This is a genomic window from Klebsiella sp. RHBSTW-00215 (assembly GCF_014103785.1).
Taxonomy (GTDB): domain Bacteria; phylum Pseudomonadota; class Gammaproteobacteria; order Enterobacterales; family Enterobacteriaceae; genus Klebsiella.
The window spans coordinates 270984-292976 of the sequence record NZ_JABXQS010000001.1 but is presented as its reverse complement, the minus strand read 5'-3'; the positions used below and the strand labels follow the sequence as shown (position 1 = coordinate 292976).

Below are 21993 nucleotides of genomic sequence, written 5' to 3'. Positions count from 1 at the left end.
GCGCTAATAAGGGGCGACTAAAGGCATTATCCACAGCAGCGATATGGAGTTCATGGCGAAGAAATACTTCGCCGAACCCTTTGCAAGCGGTGGGGTCGAGACGTTGGCCACCACGAGGACAATGGCGGAAATCACCAGGTTAATAACGGAGAGGATCATAAAGATAAAGAAAATAAACAGCCCGGCACCGTAAGCGCTTCCTGACGAGCCTCCGCTCCCCATCATCATCAGCAGAATGAGCAGCCAGGGGTAGAGCGAAATAACGGTGACGATTATTTTTATATTTTTCACAAATCCGTTTTCTGAGTTATTCACCATTAATCTATATTCCTTAATTTGAATTCATAGACAGGATAAACCATAGCTATGTCGTTACCCCTGTGAAACAAGAAGTGAAAGTAACAATACCCAGACGGCAGAAATGGAGTTGATAGCAAAGAAACGCCCTGCGGAGTTTTTTGCTGCTGAGGGGGTAACTATATGAGTAAAGACAATAAAAATGATTGAAATAATCAGATTAATGACAGACAGCGCGAAGGCATAAATAGCTATCCCGGCACCTGCTCTCAGTAACCAGCTTGCTTTACTTGCGCCATTCAGGCTTGCAATTAATAGCAGCAGCCAGGGATATAAAGAGAGCACGATAACAATAATGCTGATATTGCGGGTAAACCAGTTGCCAGAATTATCCATAAATAGCCTGCTTTCCTTTGTAGTCAGGCTAAATTATACATTTAGATTAACGCTGTGTAATTATTTATCAGATATGCCGGAAGCCAGGCTTGGCGCATCGTATTGCCGCCGGGAATATTCCCGGCGGTGGAGCTATAAATCTGGTGCGGAGGCTGTTTTACACCGTGAACCGGGGAAGGACATTAACTCAAGTCCGCCATCAGCACTTTTGAACGGCGCTGATAGTTGTACATCTCTTTCTTGCTCTCCGGCAGCAGGTCGACGTCTACTGGGGTAAAGCCGCGCTCCTGGAACCAGTGAATGCTTCGGGTCGTCAGCACGAACAGCTTACTCAGGCCCATTTGCCTCGCCTGAGCGGCAATGCGCTCGAGCAGAACTTCTCCGCGCGATGAGCTACGGTAATCCGGATGCACCGCCACGCAGGCCATTTCACCGATTTTCTCTTCCGGGAACGGATAGAGCGCGGCGCAGGCAATCGTGGTGTTATCACGCTGAATAATGGTGAATTTATCGATTTCCATCTCCAGCTGTTCGCGCGAACGCCGCACCAGGATGCCCTGTTGCTCCAGTGGGCTAATCAGTTCAAGGATCCCGCCGATATCATTGATGGTGGCACGACGGATCTGTTCGGCGCTCTCCATCACAATCTGGGTACCGATACCGTCGCGTGAGAACAGTTCCTGCAACAGCGTGCCGTCTTCCTGATAACTGATCAGGTGACAGCGACGCACGCCGCTACGGCAGGCTTTTACTGCCCCGCGCAGGAAGCGCACCGTGCCGGAATTATAATCTTCGTCTGCTTCCAGCTCCTCAACCCGCGCCTGAGCTTCGTTGGGGAACAGTTCGGGAACGATATCGCCATTCTGGTCGTAGACCCCTTGCGACGAGCAGAAGCCGATCATTTTTTCGGCTTTCAGCTTAATCGCCAGCTGAGTGGCAATCTCTTCGGAAGTGAGGTTAAAGCTTTCGCCAGTGACCGACACCGCAACCGGGCCCATCAACACAATCGCGCCGTTATCCAACTGGCGGTGAATGGCTTCTTCATCAATGCGCCGAATGCGTCCGCTGTGGCAATAATCCACGCCGTCATCTACCCCTAACGGCTGCGCGATCAGGAAGTTGCCGCTGACTACGTTGATATGGGCACCCTGCAACGGCGTGTTGTTCAGGCTCATAGACAGGCGAGCGGTAATTTCCAGCTGCAGCATGCCCGCCGCTTGCTTAACCAGCTCAAGCGTTTTGGCGTCAGTCACTCGGGTCTGTTTGTGATAAACCGGCTCGTGACGATGCTCTGCCAGGTTGGCGTCAATCTGCGGGCGTGCGCCATAAACCACCACCAGGCGAATACCCAGGCTGTGAAGAAGGCCAATATCATTGACTATACTAGAAAAATTATCATGCTCGATGGCTTCTCCGCCCAGCATGATGACAAACGTTTTACCCCGATGGGCGTTAATATAGGGGACAGAATGGCGGAATCCCTCTACCAGTTCGGTGCGACGTTCCTTCACCATGACACAACCTCAATGCATGATTATTCGTAATTAGTGTATTTTTATTCTGTTTTGCCGGTAAACGCAAGCGCCAATTTGTTGCTGAGTTGAGAAAGCAGTGTGAGCTAAATCAGGGTGTCAAAGATTGTTTACCCTTTTATAGATGACAGGTTATACGCCTTTCGTTAAAGTTTCTGGTCAATCTGTTTGTTTTAAATACCAATGATTTCTTACTGCTTGGGAGTGGCATGTCGGGATACAAGTCAGAATTAAGCCGCCGCCGTTTTTTACAAGGGGCGGGCGCCATGTGGTTAATGAGTGTGAGTCCGGTTGGGTTGGCTGCCGCGGCGCAGGTTGTTGCCGTGCGAGTCTGGCCATCGTCGACCTACACCCGCGTCACCGTGGAGTCCAATCATATTCTGAAGTATCGGCAGTTTGCGCTCAGTAATCCTGAACGACTGGTCGTGGATCTGGAAGGTGTTAACCTCAACTCGGTGTTAAAAGGAATGGGCGGGCAGATTCGCGGCGACGATCCTTATATTCAGTCCGCTCGCGTGGGTCAGTTCGATCCGCAAACCGTGCGTATGGTGTTTGAGCTCAAACAGAACGTGAAACCTCAGCTCTTTGCGCTGGCCCCGGTTGCTGGTTTTAAAGAGCGTCTGGTGATGGATCTCTACCCCTCCAATGCCACCGATGTGCAGGATCCGCTGCTGGCGCTGCTTGAGGATTACAATAAAGGCGATCTTCAGCGTCAGGTTCCCCCTGCGGAAAGCGGGCCGAAACCGGGTAAAGCCGGGCGCGATCGGCCGATCGTGATTATGCTCGACCCCGGCCACGGTGGTGAAGACTCTGGCGCGGTGGGGAAATATCGCACTCGCGAAAAAGACGTGGTGCTACAAATTGCCCGACGACTGCGCGCGCTGATCGAGAAAGAGGGCAATATGAAGGTCTATATGACCCGCAACGAGGATGTCTTTATCCCGCTGAAGGTGCGCGTTGCCAAGGCGCAGAAGCAGCGTGCCGACCTGTTTGTCTCTATTCACGCCGATGCGTTTACCAGTCGGCAGCCCAGCGGCTCTTCGGTCTTTGCGCTATCGACCAAGGGAGCCACCAGTACCGCGGCGAAGTTTCTGGCCCAGACCCAGAACGCCTCGGATCTGATTGGCGGCGTAAGCAAAAGCGGCGATCGCTACGTCGATCACACCATGTTTGATATGGTGCAGTCGCTGACCATCGCCGATAGCCTGAAGTTTGGCAAGGCAGTGTTGGAAAAGATGGGCAATATTAATAACCTGCACAAGAATCGCGTTGAGCAGGCGGGCTTCGCGGTGCTGAAAGCGCCGGATATTCCATCGATTCTGGTGGAAACCGCGTTTATCAGTAACGTCGAAGAAGAGCGTAAATTGAAAACGGCGAAATTCCAGCAGCAGGTTGCAGAGTCGATTCTGGCAGGGATTAAAGCCTACTTCGCTGACGGCGCGACGCTGGCAAGGCGAGGGTAACGCAACGGGAATGTAAATGGCTCTATTGAAGAGCGCGCACGGCGGAAACATCCGCGAGGCCGCCGCGCTATTGGGAATCTCTGCGGAACAACTGCTGGATTTTAGCGCCAATATTAATCCACTGGGGATGCCGGAAAGTTTAAAGCACGCCATCATCGATAATATGGCCTGTGCTGAACGCTATCCGGACGTTGAGTATCAGCAACTGCACCTCGCGCTGGCGGAACATCATCAGGTTCCCGCTTCGTGGATCCTCGCTGGAAATGGCGAAACGGAAGCGATCTTCACCCTCGTTCAGGGCCTGAAGCCCCGTCAGGCGATGATCGTCACGCCGGGTTTTGCCGAGTATCGCCGGGCGCTGCAATCGGTTGACTGCGCGGTGCGGGAATTTCTTCTGCATGAAGAGGATGGTTGGCAGCTGACTGGCGCTATCCTTGATGCCCTGACGCCGGATCTGGACTGCTTATTCCTCTGTACACCAAATAATCCGACCGGACTGCTACCCGAACGTCGCCTGCTCGAATTAATTGCGCAGCGTTGTCAATCGTTGGGAATCGCGCTGATTCTTGATGAAGCGTTTATCGATTTTATTCCCGATGAGCCGGGATTTATTCCGCTTTTGCGCGATAACCCACACGTATGGGTGTTGCGTTCGCTCACCAAGTTTTATGCCATCCCCGGCCTGCGCCTGGGGTATCTGGTCAATGGTGATGAACGGGCGGTGGCGCGAATGCGCGAGCGACAGATGCCGTGGTCAATTAACGCCTTTGCTGCGCTGGCGGGTGAAATCATTCTTCAGGATAGCGACTATCAGCAGAAAACCTGGCTGTGGCTGGAGGAAGAGGGGCAGCGTTTTTACCATCAACTGCGCCACATTCCCGGCCTGATGGTTTATCCTGGCCGGGCCAACTATTTGTTTTTGCGTTGCGACGTGCCGGACCTTGACCTGCAATACGCCATGCTGCAACAGCATATCCTGATCCGCAGTTGTTCCAATTATCCGGGGCTGGACGGGCGCTACTTCCGCGTCGCGATCCGCAGCCAGCAGGAAAACACCCAGTTGCTAACGGCTTTCAGGCAGGTATTTACCGGGTAGATGTTCCTGGCGTCTGCGGGCTACGAGTTTACAGTCGTCTGCGGGCCGGTAGCCCGGACAAGGCGCGTCGAGCGCCGCCTCCGGGAAATATGATTGTCGGCGCTAGCGCAATTCGACGCCGCCCTGCACCATGCGCAGCAGGTGTTGCTCGGGCCAGTATTCGCTTAGCCGTGTTTCCACCAGCCGCCGCTGCAAATACTCTATATCGTGACGTTCACGGTCGAGCATCAGGCCAACAACGCTACCGCTGTGCGCCACGTTCAGGCCGTATAAATCACACTCCTCTACCAGCTCCAGCAGCGTATCAAACCCCGGTTTAGGCAGCAGGTGCTGGCTGGCGATGGCGCTGAGCGTTGCCGCTTCTCCCATGCAACGGGGGTCATCCGTCTGACAGGCCTGCTGGATTTTCTCCCAAGCCTGTTGCAGGGCGGCAGAATGAGCGTGCAGCTTTTCAAGTCGGGGAAGGCGGTGATAATCAGTGGTCAGCAGCGTGGCGGGGCTTTCAAGTACGAGCAGATCAAGCTGAGGCTGAGAATGGCAGGCTATTTGCGTTTCGGCGGTGTTGTGATCGAACAGCGTCAGTTGGCGAAACAGGGTGCTGTCGGTCGGTTCCAGAGAAACGCACAGTTGGGCGAGGGTGGTTTCATCCAGCGGGTGGCCGAGATGATGCGCGGTAGCTACCGCCGTTGCGGCGATATCCGCAGTGCTGCTGGCCATGCCTTTGGCGACCGGAATGGTGGAGCAAATGTCGATACGAATCTCTTTGCTGAGGTCAGCCGGATAGCGCCAGTAGTTCAGCAGCCGGTCGACCATTGCCCGTGAAAGCGGACGCTCATCCGTACGAGGTGAACCGTAGTCCACCTCGACGGTGCTGTACCAGTCAACGGGGCAGGAGACCAGCTTCTCGCTGCCGAGGATCCAGCCCTGGATGAGTTCGCCACAGGAGGCGGGGCATTGCGCAACAGCCACGTTTTTCTACCCTTTGCTCAGATTGCCAGGGCGCATAGTGTCATGCCGATCCCGCTATTTCCATGATTCACCGCAACTTGCCGGGCGGCGAACTCAGGCTGAAACGGTTAACGTCTGCGCTTCGGGAAGCGCGAGACGCATAACGTCGCGGGCAATCATCAACTCTTCATTAGTATTAATGACTGCCACTTTGACGACCGCGTTCTCACCCTGAATAAAGGTGGCGTTATGCTGGTTTTTCTCTTCATCGACCGACAGCCCGAGAAAATTCAGGTTGTGGCAGATGGCACTTCTGGCGCGGGCCGAGTTTTCGCCGATGCCGCCGGTAAAGATCAGCGCGTCCAGGCCGCCCATCTGCATGATATAGCTGCCGATGGTGGCGCGAATGCGCTCGGCAAACAGCGTCAGCGCCAGGGATGCCCGCTGATTGCCACCGTCAGCAGCCTGTTCGACATCGCGATAATCGTGCGAGACGCCGGAGACGCCAAGCAGGCCCGATTCATTGTTTAACAACAGGTTGAGCTGCTCCGGCGTTTTGCCCTCATGCAGCGCCAGCCACGGTAAAATCGACGGGTCGATATCGCCGCTGCGGGTGCCCATCATCACGCCGGACTGCGGCGTAAAGCCCATCGAAGTGTTCACGGAACGCCCGCCTTTGATGGCGCAAACGCTGCTACCGTTACCAAGATGGCAGCACACCACGCGCAGCGCGCTCAGCGGCACGCCCAGCTTTTCTGCCAGCGTCGCGCTGACGTACTTATGGCTGGTGCCGTGGAATCCATAGCGACGAATGCCCAACTCGCTGTAGTAGCGCCAGGGCAGCGGATAAATAAACGCGCGCTCGTCCAGCGTCTGGTGAAAAGCGGTATCAAATACCGCGACCGACGGCGTATCGGGCAGCAGTTGGCGGAACACTTTGATCCCCAACGCATTAACCGGGTTATGCAGCGGGGCTAGTTCAGCCAGACGCTCAATTTCCGCTAAGGTTTCATCGGTGACCGGTGTCGAATCTTTAAAACGTTCCCCGCCGTGCGCCACGCGGTGACCGACGCCGTCGATATCCTGCAGGCTCTGAATAATCTGGTAGCCAAGAAGCTTTTCCAGCAACAGGGTGACAGCCTCGCGATGATCGGCGATCGGCGCCGACTCCTGCCATTTTTGCGCAGGGGTTTTTATCGTTACCTGAGCGTTGGCCATGCCGATACGTTCAATCAGTCCCTGACAGATCGTCTCGCCCTGCGGCATTTCCAGCAGCTGGAATTTTAATGATGAGCTGCCGGCGTTAATAGCCATTATTTTGTAAGACATAAAGGTTCCTTCGAATTCAGAAAATCCAGCACGGCGTCGAGACCCGAGTTATTCAACGCGCTGGTAATAAAAATCTGCTGTGCGCCAGCCTGCGTAAGCCACTCCGCAACCAGCGAAATACGCTGCGGCTCGGCCAGATCGGCCTTGGTGACCAGGCCAATCGTCGGTCGGTTCATCGGGGCGGTAAAACCCGGAGAAAAGGGCGACCACTGGGCGTCGGCATTCAGCACCAGCGCGATGACGTCGGCCTCGCAGGCGCTGGTCAGCAGGGCGCTATACAGGCAGCGGTTCTCCAGATATTCGCCCGGCGTGTCGATGGCCATCGGCGACCATTCAATGGCCTGAGTTTTCTTATAATGGAGCGCTTCGCCGCGCAGGCTTTGGGTCAGCGAGGTTTTTCCGCACTGGCTGGGGCCGATAAACATCAAACGCTTCATTGGCTTACGTCCGGGTGATCGAACAGGTGGTGAACTGCATCATATTGCCCAGCGTGCGCGTCACCTGCTTGAGGGCATATTCGACGGCGGAAACATCGCCGGTCAACACCACCGCGCCGGTAAAGCGATCGAGAAAACCAATCTCCACCGCGCCGGATTTGGTGGCGATATCGCAGGCGATAATCGACGCTTCGCTCGGTGTGATGGTAAGGATGCCAATGGCGGAAACCGCATCCGGCAGGCCCAGCTTCTTAAAGAGATCTTTGCCTGGATTGGCAATCAGGTGCGCGAGGGTGACCTGTTTCCCCGGCACGTATTCCTGAATCATGCGATCCGTTGTCGGTTGTCTTTCCATTATCCCTCCACCATCTGTCGCCACATGGCTTCATGCGGGCGCGGGATCACCGAACGGTAAACCAGCAGCCCTTTCTCGCCCGCGCTTTCGCTGGCAACCGTCACGGCGTTATTGACGTCAGAAACGTCGCCCGCCACCACCATGTAGCACTTACCGCCGATGCCGAAGGCCATATGCACTCTTACCAGGGTGACGTTTGAGGCTTTCACCGCCCGGTCCGCGGCGCTGATGCAGGCCGCTACGCTCCAGGTTTCGACGATGCCGACCGCTTGGCGTTTTTCGACGCTGTTCAGGCCGCTGATAGCCGGGAGAATGCTGGGATGGATGTTCGCCAGCACCATGCTGTCGACGAGCATCTCGCCCGCCAGCGACGTGCCGGTTTCAATGGCCTGCTGGAGCGCGCCGATATCGCCGCCCAGCATCAGTAAAAACTTACCTGGGCAGATGGTCTTGCTGACCAGTAGATCGACGTTGGCGCTTTTCAGCATGGCATCACCAAGTTCCATGCCTTTGGCGATGCTGGTGAGTTCTAAAATTCCTATAGCCTGAGACATGGTTAACCTCTTACAACCGTGATGGCCTGTTCGCTGATGGCCGATACAACGCCGTCGATGCTGGCGTGAATCGGCGCGCCTAATGCACCTGCCGGGACATCGGCAATGCACTGTCCGCGCGTGACGCGTTCCCCTTGCGTGACATTCGGCACTGCGCTGGCACCAATATGCTGGCGCAGCTGCAAGGTCACTTTTTCCACTGACGGTTCGTCAGCGCAGAGTGGTGCTTCCTGATACCAGGGGCTTAAGCCCAGTTTGGCGATCAGCCGTTTCACCGGCACCAGGCGATATTTCGCCATCTCATCGGCCGGATATAGCGGCCCTTCATAGCGCTGGTTTTGCGCCCGCAGCTCGCGTTTCAGCATCCGGTTGATGCGCATCGGCGAGATCCCCACCGGGCAGGCCACGCTTTCACAAACGTTGCATTCCGAGCAGGTTAGGGCGCTCAGCAGCAGCTGCGGCGTGGCGGCCTGGTGAAAGTTCACTGCCCGAACCAGCAGGTGCGGGGAGAGTTCGTGGCCAATCAGATGCCGCGGGCAGAGATCGGTGCACAGACGGCACTGCTCGCAGACGGTACGCGCGACGGAAAGCACCGTGCGCTCGTCCTGCATTCGCCGCTGGATAAGCGGATGGCTTTTCGGTAGCACCAGCAGACCACCGGTGGTTTTGGTTACCGGGTTATCCAGCGAGGTAATCAGGCCGCCCATCATCGGGCCGCCGTTAATAAAACCGGGGTCGTCAACCGTTGCACCGCCCGCCAGCGCCAGAACTTCGCGCAGCGACATGCCGATGGGGACGGTAACGGTCAACGGTCTGGCGACCGCGCCGTTCACGGTCAACGTGCGACGAGTGACCGGAAACTGCTGCTCGACCGCCCGGGCAACGTTAAGGACGGTTTGCACGTTATTGACGACCACGCCGACGCTGGCTGGTAGCGCAGCCGGAGCGACCCGGCGGCCGGTTGCCATCCAGATGGTCAGCACCTCATCACCCGCCGGATAAACATCCGGCAGGATATGCAGACGGATACCGGCAGGCAGCAGCGGGGTTAATGCTTCAATAGCCCGGTGATACTTCTCTTTCAGGGCAATGACCCCTTCGCGAGCGCCGGTTGCCGTCATCGCATATTGCACGCCGCGTACCAGACGCGCGGCCTGCTGCCACATCAGCTGCTGGTCAACTTTGAGCATCGGTTCACACTCGGCGGCGTTCACCAGGAAAATTTCCACCTGCGCCTGCAGCTTTACGTGAGCGGGAAAGCCTGCGCCACCTGCGCCGACGACGCCCGCTGCGCGAACGCGCTCGCGAATTTCATCAGCGCTATGAGACATTTCAACGGCGTTGACGGCGGTACTCATAACAGTTCCTCCAGCAGTTCCCGAATGGCTTCGGCATTAGCCGGACGCGGGTTGGTGCGTAGGGTGACGTCAGCCAGCGCAGCCTGCACCATCGCTGGAATGCGCGCGGAAAAGTCGGATTTTCCTTCTTTAAGCGCAGCGGCCAGTGAGGGAAGGGTGCAGCGTTGCTTAAGCAGTTCGATTTGCTGAATCAGCGCATTGATCGCCGCGATATCATTAGCTTCTGCCGGGCAAAAACCACAGGTCTTCGCCATCCGCGCGTAGCGTTTGGCGGCGCGCGGGTCACCCGCGTTAAAGCGGATCACCGTCGTGAGCAGCAGCGCATTGGCCAGCCCGTGCGGCAGATGAAACTGTCCGCCGAGCTGGTGAGCTATCGCGTGATTAAGCCCCAAACCCGCCTGACTGAACGCCATCCCCGCCAGCGTTGAAGCATTGTGCATTTTCCCGCGCGTCGCTACGCAGTCACCTTTTTCCACCGCCGTGGGCAGATACTGGAACACCAGTTTGGCGGCTTTTTCCGCCAGCGCGTCGGTAAAGTCGCTGGCGTGCGGTGACACCCAGGCCTCCAGGGCGTGGGTCAGCACGTCCATACCGGTGTTGGCGGTAATCTGCGGCGGTACGCTGACCACCAGCTCCGGGTCGAGGATCGCCATATCCGGATACAGCGCATTGTTGAACAGCGGGTACTTGATACCTTTATCAGGATCGCTGATCACGCAGGCGCTGGTGACTTCAGAACCGGTGCCGCTGGTGGTCGGGATCGCCACGCAGGTTTCGATGTTGATCCCGCTCTGCTGGCTAAACCAGACGATGGCCTTCGCCGCGTCCATTGCCGAGCCGCCGCCAAAACCGATCACCACCTGCGGTTGCAGAGCCTGCATTTGCGCAATGCCCTGCACCACGGTGTGGATGGTGGGGTCCGGCGTTATCTCGCTAAAGACGCTGATGCGGTTATCTGCGGGCAGCGCGTTGCGCAGGGTATCCAGCAGCGGCGAGCGCGCCAGAAACCCATCGCAGATTATCCAGATGTGCTTGTTGGTAAAGCGCTTAAGCACCGCCAGACTGCCCTGACCGCTGTACAACCGCGTTTGTAGTGAGAAAGTATTCATCGCGACCTCGGTTAGCGGATGGAGAAGCCGTTGGTCAGCACGCAGCGCCGTGAGCGAGCAAAAGTTCGCGCCGACGTGGTCCCTTCACCGGTTGGCGTGGCGATAGTGAAGGTGGTAAACCCTTCACCGCCGACGCCAATCCCGGCATAGGATGGGCCGTTTTTAACGAATATTGAGGTTTGCAGGGTGCGCGCTGCGAGGTTCAGGCGCGACACGTTCTGCGAGTGCATGATCGCGGTGTGATGCAGCCCCTCTTCAACCTTCAGCGCCAGCGTCAGCGCGCTATCGAAATCGCTGACTTTCACCACTGGCAGCATCGGCATCAGCTGTTCGCTGGTCACCCACGGATCGTCGGCGTTGACGATGGCAATCAGCAGACGAGGCGCTTTGGCAGGAACGGCGATCCCGGCGGCTTCCAGCATGGCTGATGGGCTCTTGCCGACCAGTTTTTTATTCGCCTGGCCTTCTGGCAGACAGGCGGCGCGGAGTTTGTCGGTATCGGCAGGACTTAGCAGCAGCGCACCGAAGGTTTGCATTTGCTGTACCAGTCGGTCGGCGACGCTCTCCACTACGATCAGGCTCTTCTCGGCAATACAGGGCAGGTTGTAATCGAACGAAGCGCCGTTGATGATATCTTCCGCTGCCTTCACCAGATCGGCCGTTTCATCGACGATACAAGGCGGGTTGCCCGCACCTGCGCCAATCACTTTCTTACCGCTCTTCATGCCCATCGCCACAATGCCCGGTCCGCCGGTAATCGCCAGTACCGCAATGCGCGGGTGGGCCATCATCTGCTGGGTGGCTTCGAAAGTTGGCTCTGCGACGGTGACCACCAGATTGCGGATGCCGCAGCAGCGGAAAGCAATCTCTTCAATCAGGCTGATAAGCTTGAGAGAGACCTTTTTCGCTCCCGGATGCGGGCTAAAGTAGACGCTGTTGCCCGCCGCCAGCATGCTGATGCTGTTGTTGATGATGGTTTCCGTCGGGTTGGTACTTGGGGCGACCGAACCGATGACGCCAAACGGTGAGTATTCAAATAACACCATGCCGCCATCGCCGGTTAGCGCGGTGGTGGTGAGGTCTTCTACGCCCGGCGTGTTGTCCAGAGCGGCCTTGTTTTTCAGAAATTTATCTTCTTTATTGCCCATGCCCGTTTCATTGGCGCTCTCTTCCGCCAGCGAGGCGAGAAGCGGCGTCAGCTCCTGACGCATTGCGCTGATGATGGCGCTGCGCGTTTTCAGCGGGCACTGCTGGTAACGTAAGAACGCCTGGTGCGCGGCGTCGATTGCCTCGCTGACAGACTGGAAGATCCCTTTGCCCTGAGGCTGGCTCGGCGTTTGCTCCGGGGTCAGTTGCTCGCTGAGAATGGTGCGAATGAGGGTTTCGAGTTCAGAAGTATTCATTGATGAGTTCCCACGTTAATGGCCGCAATAGCAGCCAGTGCTATATCCATGTCCTGCTCAACGCTGCCGCCGCTGATGCCCAGACCCCCAATCAACAGACCGTCACGCCACAGAGCGTAACCGCCGCCAAAGGTAACGACTTTTCCCTGTAAATGACTTTCCAGGCCATAAAGCGCGGCGCCCGGCTGAACGACATCGCTCAGTTCATGGGTTGCCGTTTTCATAGCGACTGCGGTCCAGGCTTTTTTCGGTGCCAGTTCGCTGCTGACCAGCAGGGCGTCCGGCATCCGCCAGGTGACGGTTTCCGTACCATGCGCGTCAACAATGCTGACCACCACCGGCACCTGTAGCTGCTGGGCGCGCTCTACGGCGGAGCGAGTCAACTGGTGGAGGTCGTGAAACGAGAGAGCCATAGGCGTCGTCTCCTTGAGGCGGGGGGGCTGGCTGGCAGCCAGATAGCGTTTGCTGATTTCACGGATGATATCGTTCTGGTGCGCATCGCTATCTTCGGCGCGAGCCAGGGCGTACAGGCAGTCTGATAAGCGATTGATGTAGCGCATCAGCACCTGGCGCACGTTGATTTCTGCGGCCAGCTCAACCAGGCGGCGTTCGGCCCGGCGGGCCAGCGTACGGGCAAAATGTAGGCGGCTCGCGGCTTCGCAGCGACCGGGTAAAATAAAACTGTGCAGCGGCTCGACGCGGGCCATCGCCCGATCGATAGCGGCTTCCAGAGCCGAAATCTCTTCGCTGCTGATGTAGCGCTGTTTGGGCGACGGCTGCTCGCTGTCGCTGGCCAGTTCGGCGCTAAACCAGAAAATTTGCTGCTGGATGGCCTCGAGTAAGATGCGATGGCTTTCATCCGCAGCGGTGCAGGCGCACAGGCTCAGCGCGGCGTTCAGCTCATCCAGCGTGCCGTAGGCTTCGACGCGCGGGTGGGTTTTGCTCACCCGCTGGCCGGTAAATAACGATGTGGTACCGGCGTCACCTGTTCGGGTATAAATCGCCATAATCGCCCCTTAACGCGAAAGCGTATCTACAATGCCGACAACGGCGAGGTCAATGGCCTCATTGGGCCCGGAAAAGACATGTCTGGCGCTGGAGCCGCCGCTAAGCAGCACCAGTTCGCCGACGCCTGCGCCGACGGAGTCAACGGCAACTTCATCGCCTGACGTTGGTGATGCGGGAAGTTCGCCATCGGCGCTGACCCGACGTACCAGCAGCAGCTTTTTCCCTACCAGGGAGGGCGATTTTTGCGTGGAGACAACCGCGCCCGTGACTCGTGCCAGATGCATGATTTACTCCTGCTTAATTAATTGAATATTCCGCGCGCTTGCCGCTTCATGCGCCAGTGCGGTCACGATGCATTTGCGATGGAGAACCAGGCGTCCTTTGCCCAGGCTTGCGACATCGCGATAGCTCAGCAGCGAACCGGCGTGCAGAGTCAGCGCCAGCCCGTGCTCGTCGGTGAACATCACCGGTAGACGAGCCAGTTTTTTTACCGGGATAACCGGCAGTAGCTGGCTATGCACGGAGAGCTGTACGCGGATGCCGAAAGCCAGGGCGTCGTGAATTTTCCAGGCTGCAGGGTCGTCGGTTTCCGCTTCAGCAAGCTGGCCCAGCAGCGGCAGGTCGATGAGCAGAATGCGCAACGACGCGTGCTGACAGAACAGGCTTCGGCTGTCCGCTTCACGCAACTGCGCAACGCTCAGCGTCGCCGTGCTGTGGGCGCGACGCTGCAGCCGGGAGACAATCTCCTCAACAATGCGCTGCAGAATTTCGCCGTTCATCGTGGGGCCACCAGCCGGGCAAAGGCCTGCGGGTTATCGGCACCAGCAGCGTTGGCTTCATCGGTATCGATATGCATTTCGAGGCGCATGTCCGGTGAAACGCGAATCGCCACGTTGTTGAAAATCAGCCCGCGCTCGTCGCCTTCGATTGCCACGGAGACCTTATCGCCGTGGGAGACCCGCAGGATCAGGGCATCCAGCGGCGACATATGAATATGCCGCTGGGCGACAATCACCCCAGAAGATAATTCCAGTTCGGCAAAGGGGCTGACCAGACGGATGCCCGGCGTCCCTTTCAGGTTGCCGGACATTCTCAGCGGTGCTGCCACTCCCAGCGTCCTTGCGTCGGTGCGCGATATTTCCACCTGGCTTGTTGAGCGCAGTGGACCAAGCAGGCGTACGTTTTTGAGCTGCCCTTTTGGCCCCACCAGGGTGACAGTTTGTTCCGCAGCATATTGCCCCGGCTGCAGCAGCGCTTTTTTCTCGCTGATGGGATGGCCGGGAAAAAGCTGCGCGTAATCCTGCGCAGACAGATGGATATGACGATTCGAGACGCCCAGCGGAATCGGGCGCTCGCGCATCTCATCAAGAACTTTGCTAACCGTTGATTCCAGAAGCTGTTTATCCATTACGCTTCACCTCGCTTGCCTGAATGAAGGCAAAGAGAACGAGGATCGCCTTTCTGGCGCTGGCATTTCGGGTCCAGGCACAGGTTGCAGCTGACCAGTCCGGCTTCCTGTGGTACTTCATCTGCTGGCTCTTCAGAAACGACATCGGCCATGATTGGCTCTTCAGGTTCAGGTGCCATGACGGAGGGCGGGGGAGTTTCTGCGGGCATTATCCCTTCTCCGGGCCTGGCGATGACCTTGTGGGCCACCAGGCCATTTCGCTGTTCGGCAAAATGTGCGCCGGTGGTGATCGCCGCCTGCACGGAGGCGACATCACCGGTCACTTTAATAACCGTCCAGCCTGAACCATTGGTCTTTTCGAGGGCGACCAGCGTGATAGAAGCGGATTTCGCCATGATATCGGCGCAGCTGATAGCCAGTGCCAGACCACAAACTTCAAGTAATCCAAGAGATTGCTTCACGCGGTGCTCCTTATTCGCCATCGATCAAGCTTTCGGTAAAATGGCCTCAACGTCGCTGTGCGGACGCGGGATAACGTGGCAGGATTTCACTTCACCCACTACGCTCGCCGCCGCGCTGCCTGCGTCTACTGCTGCTTTAACCGCGCCAACATCGCCGCGAACCATCACGGTAATCAGACCAGAGCCAATTTTTTCGTAGCCCACCAGCTGCACGTTGGCGGATTTCACCATCGCATCGGCGGCTTCAATGGCGCCGACCAGCCCTTTTGTTTCAACCAGTCCCAGTGCGTTATTCATACTGCCGTTCTCCTGTGTTTAAGCATGGAGATCCCGAAAAGGGATCCCTTTGACGAGCCGTGCCGCGTTGTTACCTGTGTTGCGTTGGGCTTGACTGTCCTGATGATGCATCAGCGTAAAAAGCGGCGCGGATGCGGGTAAATTCTTGTAGTGCACGACCAGCGTGCGCCGATCGCAGGCAATGCCGACCAGCAGCGGCGAGCTGCGCGCCGCCTGCCAGGCGCTGTCTACGACGTCTCCAGCCGGATGATGTTGAATCAAGAAAGGGATGCCTTCCTCTTCGATACCCAGCAGCACTTCGCCCCAGAGGCTGGCGCAGTCGTCGATAGCGGTAATGACAATTGCCGGAGTGGTGTGGTTACTGTCCATGAGCAAACTCCTTATACCAGGAGAGAATCAGGCCAGTTGCCACCGCGTTTCTTGGGCCTTCGCTGCCGCGAATATTTCCTCGCCCGGCAACCAGGCGGTAGTGCGCCAGCGCATCGGTGACCAGCTGCGGAACTTCGAAATCCAGCGACGAGCCGCCGACCAGAACCACGAACGGAATATCGCGAATGTTGCCGGTCGGGCTGACCTGACGCAGCGCGCGCAGGGCGTTGGTGACGAAGACGCGTTCTTTAGCGCTGCGGCGAATGGCGCGCACCTTCTCCAGCGCTAAATCGCCGGGAAGCGGCACCAGTCCATCGGGTTTCACCACGCAGACGCGGGCGAATACGGCGGGAGGCAGCGGCGTCGGAAAGAACTGGACGCTGCCGTCCTCGTGGCGTAAATGGAACAGGCTTTCGACCTTGGCCAGCGGGTATTTCTTGATCTCTTCCGCCAGATAGCGGTCTTCCAGCCCCAGCTCGCGGGCAATGATCATCGTGACCATATCGCCTGCGCCGGCGAGGTGGGTGGCGATAATTTCGCCTTTGGGGTTGATGATTGACGCGTCTGTAGAACCTGCGCCGAGATCGAGGATCGCCAGCGGTCGAGTGGTACCCGGCGTGGTTAACGCGCCCAGAATCGCGGCTTCGGCCTCAGCACCGCCGATTTGCACGTCGATATTGAGCTTTTGCTCGATTTCACGGGCAATCATCGCCATTTGCAGACGGTCTGATTTCACCATCGAAGCGATGCCGACGGCCTGCTCCAGCGAGAACTCCCCGGCAAGACCACCGGTGACGCTGACGGGTACCGAAGTATCAACGGCCAGCAGATCCTGAATAAAAATCTCGCTGCTGGGCTTGTTGGTCAGTTCGGCCATGGTCTGGCGCACGTGTTCCAGCATGCCGCCGATATTGGTCCCGGCCTCGCCGGTCACGTTGTCGAGCTTGCTGCAACCATCGACCGCTTTCATGATGGCTTCGGCACCAGCGGCAACATCGACGCGCACGGTACGTCCTTGAGCCAGCAGTTCCAGATTACCGGCCGGTATGGCGCGTGCTTTGACGTCGCCAGAGGGCGTTTTGACCACCACCGCAGAGCGGTTGCCGATCAGCGCACGCGCCATCGGCACGATATTTTTCGTCTCATCGGCGGTGAGGTTAAATACGGTGGCGATGCCGTAAGGGTTGGAGAGGGTTTCGATAACCTTCCCCGGAACGGCGACTTCAATCGCCGCCAGCATCCCCAGTGGAATGCGGTCGATGTACAGAACTTCATCAACAATCGGCAGCGGTTTTTCCAGCCGATTGCTGACCAGTACGCCATCATCGCGCTGCAAAATGACGCCGGTAATCTGGTATCCGGCGCGCATAGAGGCGTTGATGACGTTGGCGATGTCGGCAAAATCGAATGCTGATGACACCACCAGAATATAGGACGAGTCCGCCGGGCGGGTTAACAGCTCCTCCGGCGTAATCGTGATACCCACACCAAGGCCTACTCCGCCCGGCGTTTTCGGGTTATGGCCGATCATTGTCGATTCGGTGATGATGGTTTCGGTAATCGTCTCCATCGCCACATCGCCAATGACTGGCGTGGCTTCGTTAATGCGAATGAGCGAAATATCGCTGACATTGATCCCCGCGCGTTTTGCAACGAGGGAAAGAGCTTCCTGAATCCCGAACACGTTACGTAACGTGCCTTTGATTCCTGTGGTTTCCGCCAGCGCACTGTGCGTAATCGTCAGTGCGTCTGCCCCATCAAGCGTCGCCAGCGCGATTTCCGTTGATGAGTTGCCGATGTCAATGCCAGCTATATATCGCATACGCAATCCTTAATCGTCGCCTTTGAGTTTTTTGCGCTCGACGTACAGCGTTGCCGCTTCACGAACAAAGGCTGCGCAAATTTTTGCCTGATAGCGGCTTTCGAGATCGTCAGCCATTGCTATCAGCTCTTCTTTGGTGGAACGATACGGGCGAAGAGCGTTGTAGATTTCAAGAATGCGATCGTCCGGTACTGCGGTCAGTTCGGCGGCGCGTTCAAAGTTCATCGCCAGCCTGTCGCGACCAGCATCTTTGGCGATAGACGCTTGTAAACGCAGGGTTTCCGGGGTAATACGCATATCCTGAGCGGTGACTTTATTGCTCAGCACGTTTTCCAGCGTGAAGTCATCCAGCGTTTTGTTGGTGGCGGTTTTCACCCACTCCGGATGTTTGTTCGCCAGCGGATAATCGCTAACTTTTGCGCTACGGGTCGCGTCACTAGCGGCAGGAGCCGCCGCTGGCGCATCGCCCTGCAGGCTGTTCATGCGGCTCAATACGTCCCGAACCATCGATTCAATTGCGTCGGTATTCATGGAGTTATCCTTTATCAAAGCGCCACGCGCAGTTCCTGCGGGTTTTTGCCCGTCACGACGTATTTGGTCTCTTTAATGTGCAAAATGGCCGACTTCGCCTGGTATTTTGGGCGTGCCATCTGGTCATTAAGCGTAGGAACCGGTTGCGGTGATTCGCGCTTCGCATAGCGGGCGGCGTTTTTACCAATCTGCCGATAGGTTTCCAGCGTCAGCAGCGGTGCCTGCGGGAACAGCTCCAGGTTGGAGAGCGGCGGCAGTCCCTGTTGATGGATAACCGTGGTGCCTTTCGACTGAATGCCGATGGAGATACCCGAGCCGCTCAGACGGTTGCCTTCAACGGCGACAAACGCCACGTCGGAGGATTTAAAGCAGCGAATCACGCGCGCTTTAACGCCTTCTTCTTCGATACCGGCAATGACTTCGCGCAAAATGCTCTTATGCGGTAACCCGACGATATTGACGGTCTGCGCCAGGCCAAATGCCGGGCCGACGGCGATAATCACTTCGTCCTGCTGAGTGCCCTGGCGAGCTTCACCCACTTCGGTCAGAAAGCCGTCGCCCGCAGGCGCAGCGGTCTGTGGTGCAGTGGATGCCGCAGGCGCATTAAACGAGACGGGTTTATCGCTGCCCTTCATATCGCGGAGCACGTCTTCAATTATCTGGCGCAGCAATTTTTCATTAATTTCCATTTCTCACCCCTTAATCAATCTCGTTGGGATCAAGAGCGCCAGGGATGTTTTTAATCTCTTCCCAGCGTTCCCCCTGCAGGCGATAACCCGTTGCCGGACCGGCATAGTCATTGACGTCATTAACCGCAGAGAGCACCTGTCCGTCGCCGACGATAATGGCGGAGGTGTGCAAATAGTCCCCGGTCAGCTTGGCTTTCTGGATGTTGAGCATGTCCTGCGCAACATCGGTAAACCCGCCCTGAGCCAACGCTTTCACCACTTCCAGGCCATTACGGTTTTTGCTGATGATTTCCTGTGCGAACTTGATATCTTCAACGATGTTACGTTCCGGCATATCTTTCGAACCGTGGGCGTAGGTCGCGGCTTCGACTTCTTCGTCGGTAATTGGCGGCAGACCCATTCCGGCAAACACGGCCTGCAGGGCGCGAGCAGCTTTGTTACGAATAGCGATAACGTCTTCTTCGCGAACCGGACGCAGACCGCCGTCCACTTTCAGGTCGCGCTGGATAACGTTGTAATCGTCAAAGTCTTCCGCATCTTCGTTGGAACCGGCGAACATGTTGTCGTAGTTCGGCACCGCGGAATAACCGGAGGAGATAAAGTCGGTACCCGGCAGGAACTGCATCAGCAGGCGTGCGGTACGACGCATATCGGAGTGGGTGAAGGTCTGGTCATTACTGGAGGCGCATTCCAGATCCAGCGATGAGCAAATAAGGTTTTCCGCCAGCACCGCACGAATGCCTGATGGCACGGCAGACGGCACGCCGATACAGCTTACAGAGCCATTTTGCAGACCCTGAACGCCAGCGGCTTTGGTGATATAGATGCAGCGCGCTTCCAGATAAAGCATCGATTTACCTTCGGCGTAGCCCATCTGTACTTCAGAGCCAGAACCGGAGGTGAAGCGCATTTTCAGGCCGCGAGAGGCGTAGGACGAGGCCAGGAAGCCCTTCGACCACGGAGTATCGTCACCGTCGGTAAACACCGGCTCAGTACCGTATACGGAAATAGTTTCCGCATAGCAGGTGTGGCCTAACATACCGAGCTTCAGCTCGGTGGCTTCTTCCAGGGAGCACTGAGTCAGCACGCCCGGACGGCCTACCTGTGAACCTACCAGCAGCGCGATGGCGTTGAACGGGGCATAACGCGCTACCGCAACCGTCGTCTCTTGCTCATCAAACCCGCGCCATGCGCCTTCGGCGGCGTCGGCGGCAATTTGCACCGGGTTATCTTTGACGTTGGTGACGTGCGCCTGTTGAGAAGGGGTGCGGCGTGCGCGCATTTTCTGCATCGACATCATCATCTCGACGACGTTCATATGCGAAACCACTTCGACAATTTTCGCCGGGGTCATGGCGGTGGTCAGGGGGACGATGTCGCTGCGTTTTACGTTAGGATCGCACAGCATGTTCGCCAGCTTGACCGAATCCATCGCCATGACTTCTTCTGCACGATTCAGGTTAATACCGTAGCGGGCAATAAAGTGGTCGATCAGGTCGAATTCGCTAACCGGTTTCCCGTCCAGCTCGGTCACCGCGCCGTTTACGATTTTAATCGACGGTTTCGGGTCGTTCGGGCTTTCCATCGCGATAAAGCCTTCTTCGATCCACTCTTTAACGAAGCCGTCCTGATTCACAGGGCGTTTCGCGAGTGCTTCAAATCTTTTCGATCTCATGAATCAGCCTCGTGGGGTTTAGATGTAGGACGGGCGATCGTTTTTCGGTTCAGAACCGAGGGTCGCAAGGACGGTTTTGCCAATTTCGCGGGCGGAGGTGACCGCCTGACGGACTGCGCCGGAGTCGCCAGAAATCACCAAAATGGCTTCGTTACTGAAGCTAGTGCCGTGCGCCGGAGAGCTGTAAGCGACCACTTCAACGTTGGCTGATTTCAGGGCGGTATCGGCCATTAACACACCGACGGAAGCCGGAGCGCCGACGATGATGCCGCAGGCACGACCAATCGGCGCACCGAACGCTTTTTCAAGGGCGTAGCTGGCGCGGGCGGTGTATTGCAGCTCGATATGCCCGGCTTCGTTGCCGTAAACATCGCCGAAGGTGCGATCGAGCTCTTTCAGCGCGACTTCGATACCGCGCTTGACGTCAGAAACGTCGTTGCCGCCTAAAATAATCAGCGAACCGTGACCTGCTCCGCCTTTGGTATCGCGGGGAAGTTCGATGCTGACCACTTCGGTGTTAGTGGCTTTCACCGCTTCGTCCGCCGCCATAATGTGCGGACCTGCGCCGGTACGTGCGCCAAGAATGCCGATGGAGCGATAGCGCTTTTCAAGCTTCATCGCGTCCAGCAGGGCGGTATCAACGTTAGCGATAACCAGACCCAGGGTGTCGCCAATGGCGGTCCCGACAAATTCCGTTAAACTGCAGCTTTTTTCTGCCATAGCCGTCTCTCGTATAGGATGGGGGTGAGTAGGGGTGGCCTGCTGTTCCGGCGTTGCCACTCGGGCAATCACCTGCGCCATGATCTGTTCAACCAGCTCATTGCTGCTCATTGGCTAATTCCCTTCGGTAAGATTTTTTCTACATCGGAGTGAGGACGTGGGATGACGTGTACGGCTTTCACTTCACCTACGTTACGTGCGGCGGCGGAACCTGCATCGGTTGCCGCTTTAACCGCACCGACATCACCGCGGACGATGACGGTTACCAGCCCGGAGCCAATCTTTTCATAGCCCACTAACATCACATTGGCCGATTTAACCATTGCATCAGCGGCCTCTATGGCTGCGGTTAAGCCTTTGGTTTCTACCATTCCTAGTGCTTCTTGTTGCATAAAGACCTCGCATGGAGTGTTCCGATAGTTGGGACTATAAGAAGATGCGAGGAAAAAGAATGGCTGACTTGAATTTGATGATGAAAAAATAGTGGGCTATCAATAATATAAAATTGCTATTTTATAATTTAACTTGTTGATTTGTATTATTTTATTTATTTGTTTTGATGTGATTATTTTGTTTTGTATATTCCATATTTACAAATTTGTTTATGACGATTTTAATTTTATCTGCTATGCGAAAAAAACGATTTGTGATGCTTGTTGGAAAACAGCGAGTTGGTTATAGCAATATTTTTGCATGCCTGGTGGGGTGATTAATTGCGAAGGCCGCGCGTGTGCTA

At 56.6% G+C, this 21993-nt stretch carries 26 protein-coding genes; 2 read left to right on the top strand and 24 right to left on the bottom strand.

From position 1 onward, the window contains the following. Window positions 1-3: 3 nt before the first annotated feature. The 3 genes from HV127_RS01465 to argA form a co-directional block, all read right to left on the bottom strand. Window positions 4-291, bottom strand: a complete 288-nt coding sequence (locus HV127_RS01465) for a hypothetical protein (protein WP_182234668.1) — start codon at window positions 289-291, stop codon at window positions 4-6. Window positions 292-372: 81 nt separating this feature from the next. Then, window positions 373-693 (bottom strand): hypothetical protein, encoded by a 321-nt coding sequence (locus HV127_RS01460; protein ID WP_182234666.1) that lies wholly within the window; start codon window positions 691-693, stop codon window positions 373-375. A 182-nt stretch (window positions 694-875) separates the two neighbouring features. Beyond that, window positions 876-2207, bottom strand: coding sequence for an amino-acid N-acetyltransferase (gene argA / locus HV127_RS01455; RefSeq protein ID WP_110276460.1), 1332 nt, complete (start codon window positions 2205-2207; stop codon window positions 876-878). A 227-nt stretch (window positions 2208-2434) separates the two neighbouring features. Between argA and amiC the strand changes: the two genes are divergently transcribed. Both amiC and cobD read left to right on the top strand, forming a co-directional pair. Next, the gene (gene amiC / locus HV127_RS01450) at window positions 2435-3688 is read left to right on the top strand and encodes an N-acetylmuramoyl-L-alanine amidase AmiC (RefSeq protein ID WP_112213947.1); all 1254 of its coding nucleotides are present in this window, start codon (window positions 2435-2437) and stop codon (window positions 3686-3688) included. Between the two features lie 16 nt (window positions 3689-3704). After that, window positions 3705-4784: a threonine-phosphate decarboxylase CobD gene (gene cobD / locus HV127_RS01445; protein WP_182234664.1), complete on the top strand. Its 1080-nt coding sequence runs from the start codon at window positions 3705-3707 to the stop codon at window positions 4782-4784. 102 nt (window positions 4785-4886) lie between these two features. On the opposite strand, the gene HV127_RS01440 is transcribed toward cobD, so the two are convergent. The 21 genes from HV127_RS01440 to pduA form a co-directional block, all read right to left on the bottom strand. Continuing rightward, window positions 4887-5753 (bottom strand): L-threonine kinase, encoded by an 867-nt coding sequence (locus HV127_RS01440; protein ID WP_182234662.1) that lies wholly within the window; start codon window positions 5751-5753, stop codon window positions 4887-4889. Between the two features lie 93 nt (window positions 5754-5846). Further along, window positions 5847-7061 (bottom strand): acetate/propionate family kinase, encoded by a 1215-nt coding sequence (locus HV127_RS01435; protein WP_182234660.1) that lies wholly within the window; start codon window positions 7059-7061, stop codon window positions 5847-5849. After that, window positions 7046-7498: a propanediol utilization protein PduV gene (gene pduV / locus HV127_RS01430; protein WP_000826277.1), complete on the bottom strand. Its 453-nt coding sequence runs from the start codon at window positions 7496-7498 to the stop codon at window positions 7046-7048. The genes HV127_RS01435 and pduV overlap by 16 nt, the downstream gene beginning before the upstream one ends. 4 nt (window positions 7499-7502) lie before the next feature. Then, window positions 7503-7853 (bottom strand): propanediol utilization microcompartment protein PduU, encoded by a 351-nt coding sequence (gene pduU / locus HV127_RS01425; protein WP_182234658.1) that lies wholly within the window; start codon window positions 7851-7853, stop codon window positions 7503-7505. Next, a complete protein-coding gene (gene pduT / locus HV127_RS01420; protein WP_110276466.1) occupies window positions 7853-8407 on the bottom strand; it encodes a propanediol utilization microcompartment protein PduT in 555 nt (184 codons plus the stop codon). Before pduT ends, pduU begins: the two co-directional genes overlap by 1 nt. Window positions 8408-8409: 2 nt before the next feature. Continuing rightward, entirely contained in the window at window positions 8410-9765 is a 1356-nt protein-coding gene (gene pduS / locus HV127_RS01415) for a cobalamin reductase PduS (protein ID WP_182234656.1), read from the bottom strand. Then, window positions 9762-10874 (bottom strand): 1-propanol dehydrogenase PduQ, encoded by a 1113-nt coding sequence (gene pduQ, locus HV127_RS01410; protein WP_182234654.1) that lies wholly within the window; start codon window positions 10872-10874, stop codon window positions 9762-9764. Before pduQ ends, pduS begins: the two co-directional genes overlap by 4 nt. Before the next feature lie 11 nt (window positions 10875-10885). Further along, window positions 10886-12277, bottom strand: a complete 1392-nt coding sequence (pduP, locus tag HV127_RS01405; protein ID WP_182234651.1) for a CoA-acylating propionaldehyde dehydrogenase PduP — start codon at window positions 12275-12277, stop codon at window positions 10886-10888. Continuing rightward, complete coding sequence (gene pduO, locus HV127_RS01400; RefSeq protein ID WP_182234649.1) at window positions 12274-13284, bottom strand: two-domain cob(I)yrinic acid a,c-diamide adenosyltransferase PduO; 1011 nt, start codon at window positions 13282-13284, stop codon at window positions 12274-12276. The genes pduP and pduO overlap by 4 nt, the downstream gene beginning before the upstream one ends. 9 nt (window positions 13285-13293) lie before the next feature. Then, window positions 13294-13569: a propanediol utilization microcompartment protein PduN gene (pduN, locus tag HV127_RS01395; protein WP_004133641.1), complete on the bottom strand. Its 276-nt coding sequence runs from the start codon at window positions 13567-13569 to the stop codon at window positions 13294-13296. Between the two features lie 3 nt (window positions 13570-13572). Then, complete coding sequence (gene pduM, locus HV127_RS01390) at window positions 13573-14064, bottom strand: microcompartment protein PduM (RefSeq protein ID WP_110276471.1); 492 nt, start codon at window positions 14062-14064, stop codon at window positions 13573-13575. Further along, window positions 14061-14693, bottom strand: a complete 633-nt coding sequence (locus tag HV127_RS01385; RefSeq protein ID WP_112213937.1) for a phosphate propanoyltransferase — start codon at window positions 14691-14693, stop codon at window positions 14061-14063. The genes pduM and HV127_RS01385 overlap by 4 nt, the downstream gene beginning before the upstream one ends. Then, on the bottom strand, window positions 14693-15175 hold the full coding sequence (locus tag HV127_RS01380) for a BMC domain-containing protein (RefSeq protein WP_110276473.1): 483 nt from the start codon (window positions 15173-15175) through the stop codon (window positions 14693-14695). The genes HV127_RS01385 and HV127_RS01380 overlap by 1 nt, the downstream gene beginning before the upstream one ends. Before the next feature lie 3 nt (window positions 15176-15178). After that, on the bottom strand, window positions 15179-15451 hold the full coding sequence (pduJ, locus tag HV127_RS01375) for a propanediol utilization microcompartment protein PduJ (protein WP_110276474.1): 273 nt from the start codon (window positions 15449-15451) through the stop codon (window positions 15179-15181). An 18-nt stretch (window positions 15452-15469) separates the two neighbouring features. Next, window positions 15470-15820, bottom strand: a complete 351-nt coding sequence (pduH, locus tag HV127_RS01370) for a propanediol dehydratase reactivase beta subunit PduH (protein WP_182234647.1) — start codon at window positions 15818-15820, stop codon at window positions 15470-15472. Continuing rightward, entirely contained in the window at window positions 15810-17642 is a 1833-nt protein-coding gene (gene pduG / locus HV127_RS01365) for a propanediol dehydratase reactivase alpha subunit PduG (protein WP_182234645.1), read from the bottom strand. Before pduG ends, pduH begins: the two co-directional genes overlap by 11 nt. A gap of 9 nt (window positions 17643-17651) precedes the next feature. Next, window positions 17652-18173, bottom strand: coding sequence for a propanediol dehydratase small subunit PduE (pduE, locus tag HV127_RS01360; RefSeq protein WP_110276477.1), 522 nt, complete (start codon window positions 18171-18173; stop codon window positions 17652-17654). A gap of 14 nt (window positions 18174-18187) precedes the next feature. Then, window positions 18188-18862, bottom strand: coding sequence for a propanediol dehydratase medium subunit PduD (gene pduD / locus HV127_RS01355; protein ID WP_112213932.1), 675 nt, complete (start codon window positions 18860-18862; stop codon window positions 18188-18190). Window positions 18863-18872: 10 nt separating this feature from the next. Next, entirely contained in the window at window positions 18873-20537 is a 1665-nt protein-coding gene (gene pduC, locus HV127_RS01350; protein ID WP_112213931.1) for a propanediol dehydratase large subunit PduC, read from the bottom strand. A gap of 18 nt (window positions 20538-20555) precedes the next feature. Further along, window positions 20556-21368 (bottom strand): propanediol utilization microcompartment protein PduB, encoded by an 813-nt coding sequence (pduB, locus tag HV127_RS01345; RefSeq protein ID WP_110276480.1) that lies wholly within the window; start codon window positions 21366-21368, stop codon window positions 20556-20558. Next, a complete protein-coding gene (pduA, locus tag HV127_RS01340) occupies window positions 21365-21649 on the bottom strand; it encodes a propanediol utilization microcompartment protein PduA (RefSeq protein WP_110276481.1) in 285 nt (94 codons plus the stop codon). The genes pduB and pduA overlap by 4 nt, the downstream gene beginning before the upstream one ends. Window positions 21650-21993: the final 344 nt, after the last annotated feature.